Origin of the sequence: Vibrio sp. VB16 (assembly GCF_015594925.2) — a bacterium.
Taxonomy (GTDB): Bacteria; Pseudomonadota; Gammaproteobacteria; order Enterobacterales; family Vibrionaceae; genus Vibrio.
Map to the genome: position 1 here is coordinate 903992 of NZ_CP087590.1, position 14668 is coordinate 918659.

The 14668-nt window shown below is 41.1% G+C and carries 15 protein-coding genes and 1 tRNA gene; 13 read left to right on the forward strand and 3 right to left on the reverse strand.

Features of this window, described 5'->3' with window-relative positions; all coding sequences use genetic code 11:
• Positions 1–208: 208 nt before the first annotated feature.
• Positions 209–1090: a flagellar protein MotY gene (motY, locus tag IUZ65_RS04390; protein ID WP_195702583.1), complete on the forward strand. Its 882-nt coding sequence runs from the start codon at positions 209–211 to the stop codon at positions 1088–1090.
• Between the two features lie 59 nt (positions 1091–1149).
• Here the strand turns inward: motY and purU are convergent, their stop codons facing one another.
• Positions 1150–1983, reverse strand: coding sequence for a formyltetrahydrofolate deformylase (gene purU, locus IUZ65_RS04395; protein WP_195702584.1), 834 nt, complete (start codon positions 1981–1983; stop codon positions 1150–1152).
• Between the two features lie 219 nt (positions 1984–2202).
• Here purU and IUZ65_RS04400 point away from each other — a divergent pair, with 219 nt between their 5' ends.
• The 10 genes from IUZ65_RS04400 (at position 2203) to IUZ65_RS04445 (ending at position 11375) form a co-directional block, all read left to right on the forward strand.
• Positions 2203–2403 carry a hypothetical protein gene (locus tag IUZ65_RS04400; protein ID WP_195702585.1) on the forward strand — a complete coding sequence of 67 codons (201 nt, stop codon included), beginning with the start codon at positions 2203–2205 and terminating at the stop codon, positions 2401–2403.
• A 108-nt stretch (positions 2404–2511) separates the two neighbouring features.
• Positions 2512–4437 (forward strand): ATP-dependent DNA helicase, encoded by a 1926-nt coding sequence (locus IUZ65_RS04405; RefSeq protein WP_195702586.1) that lies wholly within the window; start codon positions 2512–2514, stop codon positions 4435–4437.
• A 15-nt stretch (positions 4438–4452) separates the two neighbouring features.
• On the forward strand, positions 4453–5154 hold the full coding sequence (tsaB, locus tag IUZ65_RS04410; protein WP_195702587.1) for a tRNA (adenosine(37)-N6)-threonylcarbamoyltransferase complex dimerization subunit type 1 TsaB: 702 nt from the start codon (positions 4453–4455) through the stop codon (positions 5152–5154).
• 25 nt (positions 5155–5179) lie between these two features.
• Complete coding sequence (locus IUZ65_RS04415) at positions 5180–5476, forward strand: chromosome partitioning protein ParA (RefSeq protein WP_195702588.1); 297 nt, start codon at positions 5180–5182, stop codon at positions 5474–5476.
• A 33-nt stretch (positions 5477–5509) separates the two neighbouring features.
• The gene (locus tag IUZ65_RS04420; protein ID WP_195702589.1) at positions 5510–6058 is read left to right on the forward strand and encodes a Slp family lipoprotein; all 549 of its coding nucleotides are present in this window, start codon (positions 5510–5512) and stop codon (positions 6056–6058) included.
• Positions 6059–6937: an alpha/beta fold hydrolase gene (locus IUZ65_RS04425; RefSeq protein WP_195702590.1), complete on the forward strand. Its 879-nt coding sequence runs from the start codon at positions 6059–6061 to the stop codon at positions 6935–6937.
• 176 nt (positions 6938–7113) lie between these two features.
• Positions 7114–8829, forward strand: coding sequence for a long-chain-fatty-acid--CoA ligase FadD (gene fadD / locus IUZ65_RS04430; RefSeq protein ID WP_195702591.1), 1716 nt, complete (start codon positions 7114–7116; stop codon positions 8827–8829).
• Between the two features lie 123 nt (positions 8830–8952).
• Positions 8953–10074: a ribonuclease D gene (rnd, locus tag IUZ65_RS04435; protein ID WP_195702592.1), complete on the forward strand. Its 1122-nt coding sequence runs from the start codon at positions 8953–8955 to the stop codon at positions 10072–10074.
• An 8-nt stretch (positions 10075–10082) separates the two neighbouring features.
• Positions 10083–10358, forward strand: a complete 276-nt coding sequence (locus tag IUZ65_RS04440) for a YcgL domain-containing protein (RefSeq protein ID WP_195702593.1) — start codon at positions 10083–10085, stop codon at positions 10356–10358.
• Positions 10359–10403: 45 nt separating this feature from the next.
• Positions 10404–11375 (forward strand): lytic murein transglycosylase, encoded by a 972-nt coding sequence (locus tag IUZ65_RS04445; protein WP_195702594.1) that lies wholly within the window; start codon positions 10404–10406, stop codon positions 11373–11375.
• Between the two features lie 92 nt (positions 11376–11467).
• On the opposite strand, the gene folD is transcribed toward IUZ65_RS04445, so the two are convergent.
• A complete protein-coding gene (gene folD / locus IUZ65_RS04450; protein WP_195702595.1) occupies positions 11468–12325 on the reverse strand; it encodes a bifunctional methylenetetrahydrofolate dehydrogenase/methenyltetrahydrofolate cyclohydrolase FolD in 858 nt (285 codons plus the stop codon).
• A 187-nt stretch (positions 12326–12512) separates the two neighbouring features.
• On the opposite strand from folD, the gene IUZ65_RS04455 reads away from it, so the two are divergent.
• Together IUZ65_RS04455 and IUZ65_RS04460 are read left to right on the forward strand one after the other, a co-directional pair.
• A tRNA-Arg gene (locus IUZ65_RS04455) sits at positions 12513–12589 on the forward strand.
• A 221-nt stretch (positions 12590–12810) separates the two neighbouring features.
• Positions 12811–14040, forward strand: a complete 1230-nt coding sequence (locus IUZ65_RS04460; RefSeq protein WP_195702596.1) for a sensor domain-containing diguanylate cyclase — start codon at positions 12811–12813, stop codon at positions 14038–14040.
• An 18-nt stretch (positions 14041–14058) separates the two neighbouring features.
• Here IUZ65_RS04460 and IUZ65_RS04465 read toward each other — a convergent pair whose 3' ends face one another.
• Positions 14059–14658: a sugar O-acetyltransferase gene (locus tag IUZ65_RS04465; protein ID WP_195702597.1), complete on the reverse strand. Its 600-nt coding sequence runs from the start codon at positions 14656–14658 to the stop codon at positions 14059–14061.
• Positions 14659–14668 lie beyond the last annotated feature (10 nt).

The following is a 14668-nucleotide window of genomic DNA, read 5'->3' on the forward strand; positions in this document are numbered from 1 at the left end:
ATATTGATAAACAGATAAGTGCGATAGGGAAAGCATTATTACAGATTCTAAGCGTAAGCAAAATGGCTAAAATCAATTCTCTTTCTATAACTTGGCTAAGTTTTTGCAATAGAGATTACAATATAGAAGAAGTTAGCAAATAAATGGACTGGTTTTCCTAGTAAAACGGCAGCAACTTGCCGTTTCTGAATAAAGAGTTTTAATGGTTATGAAAAAACGGATTGCGTTATGTGCCTTTGTTACCTCTGCTCTGATATCTCCAATCTCAGAGGCAACGGCTGTCCGCTATGCGGCATCGCCAGAGCAATCAAAATGGGAAATGGTAGCGAATAGCCCTTTAGAGTGCCGTCTGGTACACCCCATCCCTCATTACGGTCAGGCGGAATTCTCGTCACGTGCCAGTAAAAAAATCAATCTCGACTTTGAACTAAAAATGCGTCGTCCAATGGGAGAAACTCGCAGTGTCAGTTTAGTTTCATTACCTCCTGCCTGGCGACCAGGTGAGAGTGCCGACAGAATGAATACCATGAAATTCTTCAAACAATTTGATGGCTATGTGGGTGGACAAGCCGCGTGGGGAATATTATCGGAGTTAGAAAAAGGTCGGTATCCCACTTTTAGTTATGCAGATTGGCTGAGTCGAAACCAAAGGGTTGAGGTTTCGCTGTCTGCCGTTACTTTTAGACAAAAATATGACGCTTTCACTTTTTGTTTGAGTCAGTTATTGCCGTACAGTTTTGAAGATATTTCGTTTACCATTTTGCATTACGATAGAAACAGCGATCAGTTGAATAAGGCGTCTCAAAAACGGCTATTTCAGATAGCAGAATACGTCAGGTACAATCAGGATATTGACCTTGTCTTGGTCTCGGCTTATACCGATTCTAGTGGTGAAAAAGATGTAAACCAATCACTCTCTGAAAGACGAGCGGTGGTGCTTAAAGATTATTTTAAGTCAATAGGAATGAAAGATAAACGGATTCAGATTCAAGGTTATGGTGAACGCAGACCAATTGCTGATAACGCGTCGCCAATAGGTAAAGATCAGAACAGGCGAGTCGTTATTTCTCTGGGTAGAAGTCAGGTTTAGTGATTTGAAAGCGATAAAAAAGGCAGCCTCGAGGCTGCCTTTTTTATTCTGTGCTGTCATTATAAAATAACGGTTTTATTCCCATAGACAAAAACATGGTCGTTAACGACTTTTGTTAATGCTTTGCTTAAAACACTTTTTTCAACGTCTCGTCCAGCCTGTGCCATATCGTTAGCACTAAAATTATGGTCGACGGGTATAACGTCTTGTTTGATGATAGGACCTTCATCTAAGTCATTGGTGACAAAGTGTGCGGTCGCACCAATGATTTTTACACCACGATCATAGGCTTGTTGATAAGGCTTCGCACCAATGAATGCTGGCAGAAAGCTATGATGAATATTAATGATTTTGTGGTGATAGTTTTCGACAAAACTTGGTGTAAGTACACGCATGTATTTGGCTAGGACTAAATAGTCCGCTTGATAGCTATCGATAACATTAAGCATTTTCGCTTCATGTTCTTCACGGGTTAAGTCCACATGTGAAACATGATGATAGGGAATATCGAATTTTTCAGTTAGACCTTGCAGCGAGTCATAGTTACCGACAACCGCAGCAATATCAACACCTAAGCTTCCATCATATGATTTCATAAGAATATCACCCAAACAGTGGGATTCTTTTGTGACCAGAATAACGACTTTCTTTCTCGTTGAGCTCATTAATTTGCGTTTTGTACCTTCAGGAAGGGCTTGATCAAGATCCGCAAGGAAAGTCACATCGTTAAAGTGGCCTTCAAGTTCGGTACGCATAAAAAAATGACCACTGGCATTATCGACATATTCATTATTATGGATAATGTTTAGCTGGTGCTTGTAACAGATGTTGGTGATTTTTGCTATCAAACCCGGTGCGTCGCTGCAATGGGTTAGTAAGGTCTTCTTTTCCATTCTTTTTACTTCCGAAAGTACAATTTATGTAAAATATAAAAATAGTTTTAAAAGCTCATGGCTTTTATAAATAGTGACTGGTGCCACAATAATAACTCTATAGTTAATCTATTCTTGTTATTGTTTCAACTAAATAAAAATAGTATTTAACGCAGTATGCATCTTATTGGTTAGTTTTTTAAGCGTTGTTTGACCCAATTTATTATGAGGTACTATGTAATGGATAAAGAACTACTTGCTCGTAAACTCTATGGAAAAAGAATTAATAGCATGGTTGGCTCTCAAGAAATTGATGAAGAAACTATGTCAGAGCTTTGGGAAAGCAGAACAACACCCGCTGAGGCGGCGAGAAACATCATGTCTGAACATGATGAGTTTGAAGGCCCGGCTTGGTTGTCCAGATTCCTACATCGTAAATAAATCTCCTTTTTACTCAATTCAGTTTCTTGGTGTGGATAGATTCTCTATTCGCACCAACTCTTCAAACCTGACATAATCTTCTTATAGTTTCTCTTCCTTTGTAATGAAATGATACGCAAAACGTTTTCCGCTGATGGCGCGCTTGGCAAAGCTATACCTGGTTTTTCTGCTCGAAAAGCCCAGTTAGATATGGCTGAGGCTGTTGATCAAGCAATAAAAAACAAGTCTCAACTTGTGGTTGAAGCCGGTACAGGAACAGGCAAAACATTTGCTTATTTAGTGCCAGCGCTGCTCAGCGGTAAAAAAGTTGTCATTAGTACTGGGTCCAAAAACCTTCAAGAGCAGCTATTTCATCGTGATCTGCCATTGATGGTTGACGCACTTGGTTATTATGGTCAAGTGGCGTTGCTAAAAGGGCGCTCAAATTATCTGTGTTTAGATCGACTTAGCCGCCAGGTACTTGAGAGCCATACTAACGAAGCGGATCCCACCTTGTTGACGCAGCTTGTAAAAGTACGCAGTTGGTCTTCTGCAACTAAAAGTGGAGACTTAGGTGAATGTGAAGAGATAGCAGAGGATAGCCCTGTAATTCCAACCATTACATCGAGCAATGACAATTGCTTAGGTAAGGAATGCCCTAGTTTTCAAGATTGCTTTGTTCTAAAGGCGAGAAAACGAGCTATGGATTCTGACGTGATCGTTGTCAATCATCATCTTTTTTTGGCCGATTTAGCCATCAAGGAGACCGGTTTTGGTGAGTTAATCCCAGATGCTGATGTTTTCATATTTGATGAAGCCCACCAGTTACCAGATATCGCCAGCCAGTACTTCGGGCAGTCAATATCGAGTAGACAAATACAAGAGCTTTCTAAAGATATTGAAATTGGGTATCGAACCGAAGCGCGCGACATGAGGCAGTTACAAAAAGTGTCGGTAAGGTTGAGTCAATCAGCCATGGACATGCGCATTGCTTTGGGCGATACAGGTTTTAGAGGTAACTGGCGAGAAGCATTGAAATCGGAACCTATCGCGAGAGAACTCAATAGACTTATCGATGGGTTAGATCTGGCGATAGACGTGTTGAAATTGGCGCTTGGTCGCAGTCAATTATTAGATACTGCATTTGAACGAGCGAATGCAATAAAGGCAAGGTTAAACAGAGTATGCGATGTATCTATTACTGGATACTCTTATTGGTATGACTTGTCACCGCGTCATTTTACTTTGCATATAACCCCACTTTCCGTTGCTGAGAAATTTAGAGAGCAGGTAGAGTTGAAAGAGGGGAGTTGGATCTTTACTTCTGCCACGTTAGCGGTATCGGATGACTTTAGTCACTTTACCCATCGCCTAGGATTACAGCCGACAGAGCAGTTTTCTCTACCTAGCCCTTTTGATTACCAAACTCAGGCTAAGCTCTGTGTGCCAAGATATCTTCCAGAACCAAACAGCCCCGGTTTATCTCATAAGTTGGTTGAGATGTTAGCGCCAGTTATAGAGAAAAATAACGGTCGCTGTTTCTTTCTGTGTACGTCGCATAGCATGATGAAAGAACTCACTGAAGGGTTTAGAACACAGTTAAATATTCCTGTATTGATGCAGGGCGAAACCAGCAAGCAGAAGCTTCTCGCCGAATTTATGCAGTTGGGTAATGCATTGTTGGTTGCCACTGGCGCATTTTGGGAAGGGATAGATGTTAGAGGCGATACGTTAAGCTGTGTTATTATCGACAAATTACCATTTACTGCCCCGGATGATCCGCTGTTAAAAGCACGTATCGAAGACTGTAAATTAAGCGGAGGAGAACCTTTTTCGCAAGTTCAGCTACCAGATGCGGTGATCACGTTAAAGCAAGGGGTCGGACGATTAATCCGAGATAGAAAAGATAAAGGTGTATTGATTATCTGTGATAATCGCTTAGTCACTCGAGATTACGGTGGCGTTTTTTTACAAAGTCTACCGCCGTTTCCTAGAACAAGAGATTTAAAACAGGTGACCACTTTTCTTGAACAACTATCTCTATCAGACAATTAAAAACTTGAGGCGTAAATGAGCGCAAAAATTCTTGCCTTAGATACATCCACCGAAAACTGTTCAGTAGCATTGGTTGTGGATGGGCAAACTTATTTCCGTAGTGAAGTGTCCCCGCGAGGGCACACGACTAAAATATTACCTATGATTGATGAGGTACTTAACGAAGCAGGCATCCGTTTGCACGACGTTGATGCGTTAGCTTATGGACGAGGTCCTGGTAGCTTTACGGGTGTCAGAATAGGCATTGGTATTGCACAAGGACTCGCGTTTGGTGCTAATTTGCCAATGATTGGTGTGTCTACCCTAGCGGCAATGGCACAGGCAACATATAGGGTAAACGGAACGGAATACGCGGCCTGCGCTATAGATGCGCGCATGAGTGAAGTCTATTGGGGACGTTTCTGCCGCCAAGAAAATGGCGAATGGTTAAACGTTGATCAAGAGTGTGTAATATCACCAGAAAACCTAATTAAAGATGTGAAGGCTGATGATTTGGTTTGGTCATTGGCCGGAACTGGATGGACGGCGTATCAACAAGAGCTTATTGCGCTAGAATTAATTGGGGATCAAAGTGAGGTTCTCTATCCTGAAGCAGTAGATATTGCATTTTTGGCCCAATTTGAACTCGAAAAAGGCAATACTACAAACGCCGAGGAAGCGAGCCCAGTTTACCTTCGTGACAAAGTTGCGTGGAAAAAGCTCCCAGGTAGAGAGTAACGGTAGAATGTATAAAGGTCTTTAGATGGTGACAATTAATGGCTTAACACCAACGGTAATTAATAGAAATCAAAAAGCGGCTAAGAAAGGCGCTTTGAAGAAAGAGCAAGCGAGTGACGGTGTTGTGCAAACAACCAAAGTTGCTGCTGCCGTATCCCAGTCCATAAGACAGTTAAGTGAATCTGAGCTTGAAAGAGTTCAGGTTCAATATGATCTTCCTGAAGGGCAATCCCGTAAAGCGATGGAAGAGTATATGGATATTTTTAATCGCTCTAAGAAAGAGGAACTTGCTAGATTAATCGGAGTCGATATCTATATTTAGCGTTGTTCCTTTTTGTCTATAAAGGAGTTAGAGATGATGTTTAGAACGATAAGCATACTCATCTGTTCGGCTTTAATATCGGCTTGCTCATCGCTGCCTGATTCGTTATCAACGACAAACGAGAATGTATTAACCGATTATCAACAGTGGGTAGATGCCCCGGTAGACCAAGAAAATGAAGTCCGGCTTGGTGGTATTATTGCGAATGTGACTAACCTAGAAAACCAGACTCGAATTGAGGTTGTCAATATGCCGATTAACAGCGTTGGCAAACCCAGCTTACATTCTGAACCAACGGGTCGTTATGTTGGTTACTACAATGGCTATTTAGAATCCATGTCGTTTGCAAAAGGTCGCCTTGTCACGTTGTTAGGTGTGAGCGACGGAGAGGAACAAGGCAAAGTAGATGATTTCGATATGACATTTAAAGTAATGAATATCAAAGGCTTTCACCTATGGCGTATAGAAGAGACGGTTATTGTGAATGACATAGAAAGTCATTTTTCACCTTGTTATGGGCTCTATTGCCGTGGGTCTAGAGGTCTACCTAGTAAGGGGAAGGTCATACAGGAAGTCAAATAAATGTTTACCGAAAATAAATTCAAACTAGTACACAATGAACTTGCGACAATGGAACTCGGTGATCCTGAAACGGCCGAACTGACGATCGTTTTTATCCATGGTTGGCTTGATAACTCAGGAAGCTTTATCAAGCTAATGAAAGAATGCCACCAATTGATGCCTGACGTACACCTTGTTGCCGTTGATCTCCCAGGACATGGGTTGTCTGCCCACCGCAGCGATGATAATTATTATCTTTTTCACGACTATATAGATGATATTCATCAATTTTTGACGGCATTATCGCCGAAAAAACTGTTGTTAGTGGGACATTCACTTGGTGCATTCCTTGCAACTTGTTATAGTGCCGCGTTTTCTGAAAATGTGGCAGGGTTGGTTCAAATTGAGGGCTTTGGTCCCTTGGCTGAATCACCCAATAATACCGTAAAAAGATTGCGTGAAGGGGTATTGAGCCGACAACAGATAAGAGAAAAGCGAGAACGGTATTTTTTTAGTATTGATGAGATGGTTGATATTCGTGCCAAAGTAAATCATCTAAGAAGACTTGAAGTGATGCCCATTGTCAAGCGAGGCTCTGTTTTTGATGGTCAAGTATGGAAATGGCGGCATGACGCAAAACTAAACGCGGATTCTCTTATTCGGATGTCACGTAAAAATGCAGAAGCCATAATGAAAGAAGTCCGGTGCCCGCATTTAGTCATACTTGGGCAGTCTGGATTTGATTATCTATTATCACAAGCGAAGCTAGAATTTGAACATCCATTGGCCGCACAAAATGAGCAGTTTAGTGTTGAATATATTCCCGGTGGTCACCACTGCCATATTCAACAGACTCAGTTAACTTCAGAGCTAATTTTTGGTTTAGTTAACAAAATTTAAACAAGTGTTTGATAGTTTTGTGTCCATGCATGCAAAGCTGTGTTGTAATGGAAATGTTAATAGAATGAATAAAGAGTGCACTAATACTAATCGTAATATTTATAGCTGCAGTGATTAAGTATTCTTAAAGTTGCCATTCGCCAGATGAAAATTTGCCAATAACGAGGAGTGTAATCGTGGAGAAACCTTGGCTTTCACATTACCCAATTGACGTACCTAAAGAGATAAACCCAGATGAATATCCGTCATTGATCGAGATGTTCGAAAATGCGGTACGCAATTACGCCGATCAACCAGCTTTCGAAAACATGGGGTCGATCATGACCTATCGAAAGCTAGAGGAGCGAAGTCGTGCCTTTGCTGCTTATCTACAAAATGACCTTAAGTTAAGTAAAGGTGAACGCGTAGCGATAATGATGCCCAATTTATTGCAATACCCAGTTGCTCTATTTGGTATTTTAAGAGCGGGGCTAATTGCCGTTAACGTTAACCCGCTATACACACCGCGTGAGCTTGAGCACCAGTTGAATGACTCAGGGGCAACAACGATTGTTATTGTCTCTAATTTTGCCAATACGCTTGAGCAGATAGTTGATAATACGCAGATTAAAAATGTGGTACTTACTAGCCTTGGTCAAATGTTACCAAGAGCAAAAGGAACCATCGTTGATTTTGTGGTGAAGTATGTGAAAGGCATGGTGCCTAAATACCATCTTCCTGGAGCAATTTCATTTAGAAAAGCGTTGTATAAAGGGCGTCGCTTGCAATACGTTAAGCCGTTTATGTCAGGTGAAGATATTGCATTCTTGCAGTATACCGGTGGTACTACGGGCGTCGCTAAAGGGGCAATTCTAACACACCGTAATATGGTCGCTAATGTTATGCAATCAAAGGGTGTGTATGGTGCGGTCCTTAAAGATGGTAGAGAGACAGTGGTTACTGCTCTTCCTCTATACCACGTCTTTGCATTAACAGTGAACTGTCTGTTATTTATTGAGTTCGGTGGAAAAAATCTACTTATTACAAACCCGAGAGATATACCGGGCTTCATTAAAGAACTGCAAAACACCAAATTTACCACCTTAACGGGTGTGAACACCCTGTTTAATGCGCTTGTTAATAATGAAGATTTCCACGAGCTCAATTTTAGTAATCTGAAATTGACCATTGGCGGTGGTATGGCGGTGCAAAGAGCGGTAGCAGATAAATGGCAAAGGGTAACCGGTGTCGCGCTTGCGGAAGGTTATGGATTAACGGAATGCTCTCCGTTGGTTTCTGTTAACCCATATAATCTCTCTGAATATAATGGGTCAATAGGTATGCCAGTATGTTCAACAGACGTTCGAATCGTTGATGATGAGAGTAAACCACTACCGATGGATCAAATTGGTGAGTTGCAGGTCAAAGGCCCGCAAGTTATGCAAGGGTATTGGCAACGAGCAGAAGCCACACGTAGCACTATTGATGAAGATGGTTGGCTGTCTACTGGTGATATCGTGAAAATTGATGAAAGAGGCTACATCACGATTGTCGATCGTAAGAAAGATATGATTTTGGTTTCCGGTTTTAATGTTTATCCAAATGAAATTGAAGACGTGGTGGCATTGCACGGTAAAGTCTTGGAGGTTGCTGCAATTGGTGAACCCCATGATGTCACGGGTGAAATTGTTAAGATATTTGTCGTGAAGCGTGACCCTAGTGTCACGGTGCCCGAAATCATTGAACACTGCCGCAAATACCTAACAGGCTACAAAGTACCGAAAATCATTGAATTTAGAGATGAGTTACCAAAAACCGCAGTAGGTAAGATATTACGCCGTGAATTACGCGACGCTGATATAGCAAAACGTAAAGCAGCAGAAGCGCTTAATACCGATGATGCTGTTGCGTAGCGTGTTGAATACCTAACGGAAACAGTATCCTTATGGTTACCACCTTATTTTGAGGTTACTTGGATACCATCCAATGTTACTATGCCGACTATAACAGTCGGCATTTTTAATAGAGACTTTTTTGTGAATTACAAAATAATTGATACTACTCCAGCACTTGAAGAGGTGTGTACCTTAGCCAGTCAAGTGGATTGCGTTATGTTGGATACTGAGTTTGTACGTACTAGAACCTATTTCCCACAGCTTGGTCTAATTCAGCTTTATGATGGTGAAAACCTTTCACTTATTGATCCTTCTTGCATTGATGATATGTCTTCATTTAAAAAGCTTTTAAAGGATGGCTCCGTCCTAAAAGTACTTCATGCATGTGGTGAAGATCTTGAGGTATTTAAACAGAGTTTTGGCTGTACACCATTCCCCATGTTAGATACTCAGATAATGGCGGCGTTTTTAGGCCATGGACTATCCACTGGGTTCTCGACACTGGTGAATGAATATCTAGAGGTTGAACTGGATAAAAGTGAATCTCGAACCGATTGGCTTGCTCGTCCATTGAGTCTAAGACAGTTAGAATATGCTGCCGCAGATGTCTATTATTTAATGCCGTTATTTGAATTACTGTATCAAAAAGTGGATCAAGCGGGTTGGCGAGAAGCGGCGCTTCAAGAATCCGAACTTCTTATTGAAAAAAGGAGCAGTGAGTCAGACCCTGAGCAAGTGTTTAAAGACATTAAAGGTTCATGGCAATTGACCCCTAAACAGTTGGCTATTCTTAAGCCTCTCGCAACTTGGCGATTAAAAGAAGCAATAACAAGAGATATAGCCCTTAACTTTGTATTTAAAGAACAAGATCTTTGGGCAGTCGCTCGATTTGGAATCACGTCCTTCAAAAGGATGGACGAAGAAGGGTTTGATCAGAGAGAGATTCGTCGTCACGGTGAAAAGGTGATAACGATTGTAAAGCAGGCTGAGATGATAAACGAAGATGAATGGCCAGCAAAAATTGAGCGCTTAATGGACAAACCCGGCTATAAACAGATCTTTAAAACGATTAAAGATGAGGTTAAACAGGTTTCTCTTTCGTCTGGTTTAGCCAGCGAATTTCTTGCTTCGAAAAAACAGCTTAATCAACTGATTAGCTGGTCTTGGAACGCTCAACAGGACCCTGAATATCTACCCGATTTAATGACGGGATGGAGAAAGACACTTTTAGGTGAAAAGTTGTATAGTTTATTAAAGGGTTAATGATGGTTATGTTGTGTTCAATATACAAAAGTAAGAAGAAAGAGGGTGCCTATCTATACATCGCAAAGAAGGATGACTTCTCGCAAGTACCAAAAGAGTTGATGGAAATGTTTGGTGTGCCACACTTTGTGATGGTAATTAAATTAGAGCGGCGTAAATTGGCTCAAGTAGATGTCAATAAAGTGGTGGAATCAATACGAGAAGATGGTTTCTTTCTTCAGCTTCCCCCACCACAAGTAAATTTGTTGGAGCAATATAAAGAGCAAAAATTAAAACAAAAATAAGCTCTATTATGCAAAAAGTCAGCTTGCTATAGGAGATAGTTAGATTTGAAAATACTCGTCACGTTAGTGTTAGGCGCAGGCCTAACATTCGGCGTATTTGCTGAAGATAAAATCGAGTTCAGTGAGTACATTAAGGAACTAAAACAGGAAGCCCGAGCGCTGGGTATTTCAGAACAAACACTGGAAAGCGCATTTGCCAATGTCGACTATAAACCCAGAGCAATAAAGGCAGACAAAAACCAACCAGAGAAAAAACTCACTTTAGATGAATATATCCCAAGAGCGGTGCCAGAATGGAAAATCAAACAGGCCAAGTCTTTGTATAAAAAACACTATGCGGATCTATCTCGAATTGGCAAAGAATATGGTGTGCAACCACGCTTTATCGTAGCGCTTTGGGGGGTAGAGAGCAATTTTGGTAAGTTAACAGGCGGATATAATGTAATCGATGCTCTCGCGACACTAGCTTACGATGGTCGACGTGAAGCCTTTTTCAAGAAAGAGATGATGGCGGCGTTAACTATCCTAGAAGAAAAGCACATTTCTATTGATAAGATGAAAGGTTCTTGGGCTGGTGCAATGGGGCAAAGTCAGTTTATGCCGAGTTCATTTGTTCATTATGCTGTCGATGGCAATGGTGATGGAAAAATAGATATTTGGAATACTAAGGCGGATGTTTTTGCATCGGCTGCAAATTATCTGAAAAGTCACGGATGGAATGACACCTATACTTGGGGACGACAGGTTACCGTGCCCAAAGATCTGCCTTCTCAATTAGAGGGTCGTCAAAAAGAGAAAGCGAAAACGTTACAGAGTTGGAATGATCTTGGTGTTCGAAAACGCAACGGTTCGATGTTACCAAAAACCAGTGAAGATATTGATGCATGGTTGATCATGCCAGATGATGAAGGTGGTCGGGCGTATCTGATATACGAGAATTACCAAGTATTGATGAAATGGAATCGATCTTATTACTTTGGTTTGGCCGTAAGTCACTTAGCCGATCAAATTAGGTAAATCAGTCATCGTGTAACCCCACACAAGTGGGGATTACACGATAGAGGTTTCTGTTTCGATTAGATGGGTCCTCAAATCAGAAATTCGTTAGCCTAGCTCTTTTTATATTGCTCACAGGCTATCATTGTATTTTCAATTAGGCTTGCAACAGTCATTGGCCCTACACCACCCGGTACGGGGGTAATGAAGCTAGCACGCTTCTTAGCCGCATCATATTCCACATCGCCAGCTAACTTACCATTCGCTAATCGATTGATACCTACATCGACAACGATAGAACCTTCTTTAATCCAATCACCTGGAATAAAACTGGGCTTGCCTACCGCGACAACAATAATATCGGCTTGGCGCACATAGGATTCTAAATCCTTAGTAAATCGATGGCAGGTAGTCGTTGTGCATCCTGCGAGTAACAGTTCTAAGGTCATAGGACGACCAACAATATTAGAAGCCCCAACAACTACAGCGTGCTTGCCGCGTAATTCGATGTTGTAGCGTTCCAAAAGAGTAATGATACCTTTTGGCGTACAAGAACGAAGCTTAGGAATACGTTGTGCTAATCGGCCAACGTTATATGGGTGAAAGCCATCCACATCTTTTTCAGGAAGAATTTGTTCAAGGATTTTCGTCGTGTCGATACCAGCAGGAAGAGGTAATTGAACTAATATGCCATCTATTTCATCATCATTATTGAGTTGTTCAATTAGATCTAACAACTCTTGCTCTTTTGCTGTCGCCGGTAAGTCGAACGACTTAGAGACAAAACCAACCTCATCACAAGCCTTACGCTTACTTCCAACGTAAATTTGAGAAGCAGGATCTTCACCTACTAGAACCACTGCTAAACCTGGAGCACGTAGTCCAATTTCAGTACGAGCTTTAACTCGAGCTGCGACTTCTGAGCGAACGGTTTGAGAAATTAACTTTCCATCGATATTTTGAGCGGTCATATGGTCCCTTGATCTGATTAATAATATAGCGTGCGCATTGTCGCAAAAATTTCCATCGAGGTCTATTGAGCAAACGTTTGCTATTACGTTATTTCATTGTTCTGACTCTTTTTTGGTCACTTAAAACATATTGTTGGAGAAAGGCATTGACCTGAGCAAGTTCTTTCGTATAATTCACAGCCTCAACGCTCCGTTAGCTCAGCTGGATAGAGCACCCGCCTTCTAAGCGGGTGGTCGCAGGTTCAAATCCTGCACGGAGTACCAAATATAAAAAAGCCCTTATTGCTCATTGAGTAATAAGGGCTTTTTGTTTCTAGTAATAAGATAAGCAGATTATGTGCGGTATTATTGGAATTTTTGGAATAATAATGTGACTGAAGGCAAATGTGAATAATAAATGGCTAGAAACGATAAGTTCCTAGTGGTTTAATGAGGTGCATGTTTCACGTATGTGAGATGAATAAATCAGATAAAGTACTTATTTTATGGATGTTCCTGATATCAGTCATGGTTTAACCTTTGGCTCTGCTATTGTTTTGCAGAATAAAATTGTTCATGTTGACGAAGCATTTGCGTCATTGTTCGGTTTTACCTCGCTGGTTGATCTAAAAAGTTTCATATCAACCCCTCTACATTTGATTTCTCATGATTTTCATCAAAAAGTGCTGTCAAAAAGCATGTCGGCTTCATTTGCCTCAGATTCGATGGATCCTAATGGGGAGATTTTTTTTACTGCCAATAGATTTGGTAAAACGATTGCTGTTTTTTCACTTATGCAAAAAACAACGTGGAATAAAAAATCGGCGCTAGAAATATTATTATTCGACATTTCATCGAAAGTCAGCCCTCATCAACTTATTAATAGGCCGAAATATGAAAGCCTAATCAAAAACTCCGTTCAAGGTGTTGTGATTCACCGTTTCTTTAAACCCTTGCTTATAAATCAAGCATGGGCTGATTTGATGGGTGTGGATTCGAAAGATGACTTTTTGGAAAATGGCAGCGTTCTTGATGTGATACCAAAAATACATCATGCAGGCGCATTGGATCGGTGTGAGAAGGTATTGCGTGGTGAAGCTGTAGGGGAAAGCCACATTATTGAAAACATTCGTTTAGATGGAACAAAGCGATTCTTCAATATTTATGATCACGCGATTAACTGGGAAGGAGAGCCAGCCCTTGAAGTTGTCGCGGTTGATGTGACCGACAAGGTTGTCGCCCAACAGGAACTGGCTTATCGCGCCGATCATGATTCTCTTACTGATTTACTCAATCGTGATGCGCTATATAAATGGATTAAGGAACATTGTCTTGATGTAAAGTCGATGGGCTGCATCCTTTTTGACATTGATAATTTTAAGAATGTTAACGACAGTTATGGGCACGAAGTTGGTGATTCTGTGCTTAGACATCTGTCCTCTATTATAAAAAAACAGGTAGGCGATGACGGTGTTGTAGGACGATGGGGAGGAGAAGAGTTTATTATATTTTTAGCTGAATCATCGCAGGAAACTAGCTATGAGCTCGCTGAAAAAATACGTTCATCGTGTGAAAGCTCGATACTCAACAGCCAGTATGGTGACATAAAAAACACACTCAGCATCGGTGTTAGCTTTACCGATGATTTTTCTAACACTATGCCAAAAGACCTTATTCGTATCGCCGATGAAAGAATGTATATTTCTAAACAATCAGGTAAAAATCGGGTCTCTTAATCTCGGGACTATTTTTGACTACAGGTTATCGAATCGCATTTTTTTGTAATAAAACTCTTTGTCTCTTTCCGATATTTCACGCATTACTTTGCATGGATTTCCCACTGCAACTACATTAGCTGGAATGTCTTTTGTTACAATGCTACCCGCACCAATAACACTATTTTTACCTATCGTTACCCCCGGAAGTACAACTGAATTTGCACCAATCCATACGTTCTCCTCTATGTGGATGGGTATATTAAACTGCGCTACTTTTTTCCTCATTTCCGGTTCAATCGGATGACCCGCGGTTGATAACGTCACGTTAGGAGCGATCATTACATAATCGCCAATATATATATGGGTATCATCCACCAAGGTGAGGTTGAAATTGGCATAAACATGGTTACCTAGATGAGTATGCTTGGCCCAATTTGCGCGAAGAGGTGGTTCTATATAACAGTTGTCCCCAACCTCAGCAAAGAGTTCAAAAAGTAACGCTTGCCGTTTATCTGATTCGGATGGACGGGTATGATTGAAGTCATACAAAGTTTCTAAGCATTTTGTCTGCTCTTGCAATATTGAATCTTCGAAGAAATAGACGGTTTGGGCGTGCATTTTGTCTTTAATGTCCATCATCTGCCTT

Excerpts from the sequence above, each read along its gene's own strand:
- IUZ65_RS04405 (WP_195702586.1), top strand. The coding sequence starts at position 2,512 with ATGATACGCAAAACGTTTTCCGCTGATGGCGCGCTTGGCAAAGCTATA.
- IUZ65_RS04460 (WP_195702596.1), top strand. The coding sequence starts at position 12,811 with ATGGATGTTCCTGATATCAGTCATGGTTTAACCTTTGGCTCTGCTATT.
- motY (WP_195702583.1), top strand. The coding sequence starts at position 209 with ATGAAAAAACGGATTGCGTTATGTGCCTTTGTTACCTCTGCTCTGATA.
- tsaB (WP_195702587.1), top strand. The coding sequence starts at position 4,453 with ATGAGCGCAAAAATTCTTGCCTTAGATACATCCACCGAAAACTGTTCA.
- IUZ65_RS04400 (WP_195702585.1), top strand. The coding sequence starts at position 2,203 with ATGGATAAAGAACTACTTGCTCGTAAACTCTATGGAAAAAGAATTAAT.
- IUZ65_RS04425 (WP_195702590.1), top strand. The coding sequence starts at position 6,059 with ATGTTTACCGAAAATAAATTCAAACTAGTACACAATGAACTTGCGACA.
- purU (WP_195702584.1), bottom strand. The coding sequence starts at position 1,983 with ATGGAAAAGAAGACCTTACTAACCCATTGCAGCGACGCACCGGGTTTG.
- IUZ65_RS04420 (WP_195702589.1), top strand. The coding sequence starts at position 5,510 with ATGATGTTTAGAACGATAAGCATACTCATCTGTTCGGCTTTAATATCG.
- folD (WP_195702595.1), bottom strand. The coding sequence starts at position 12,325 with ATGACCGCTCAAAATATCGATGGAAAGTTAATTTCTCAAACCGTTCGC.
- IUZ65_RS04440 (WP_195702593.1), top strand. The coding sequence starts at position 10,083 with ATGTTGTGTTCAATATACAAAAGTAAGAAGAAAGAGGGTGCCTATCTA.
- IUZ65_RS04415 (WP_195702588.1), top strand. The coding sequence starts at position 5,180 with ATGGTGACAATTAATGGCTTAACACCAACGGTAATTAATAGAAATCAA.
- IUZ65_RS04465 (WP_195702597.1), bottom strand. The coding sequence starts at position 14,658 with ATGGACATTAAAGACAAAATGCACGCCCAAACCGTCTATTTCTTCGAA.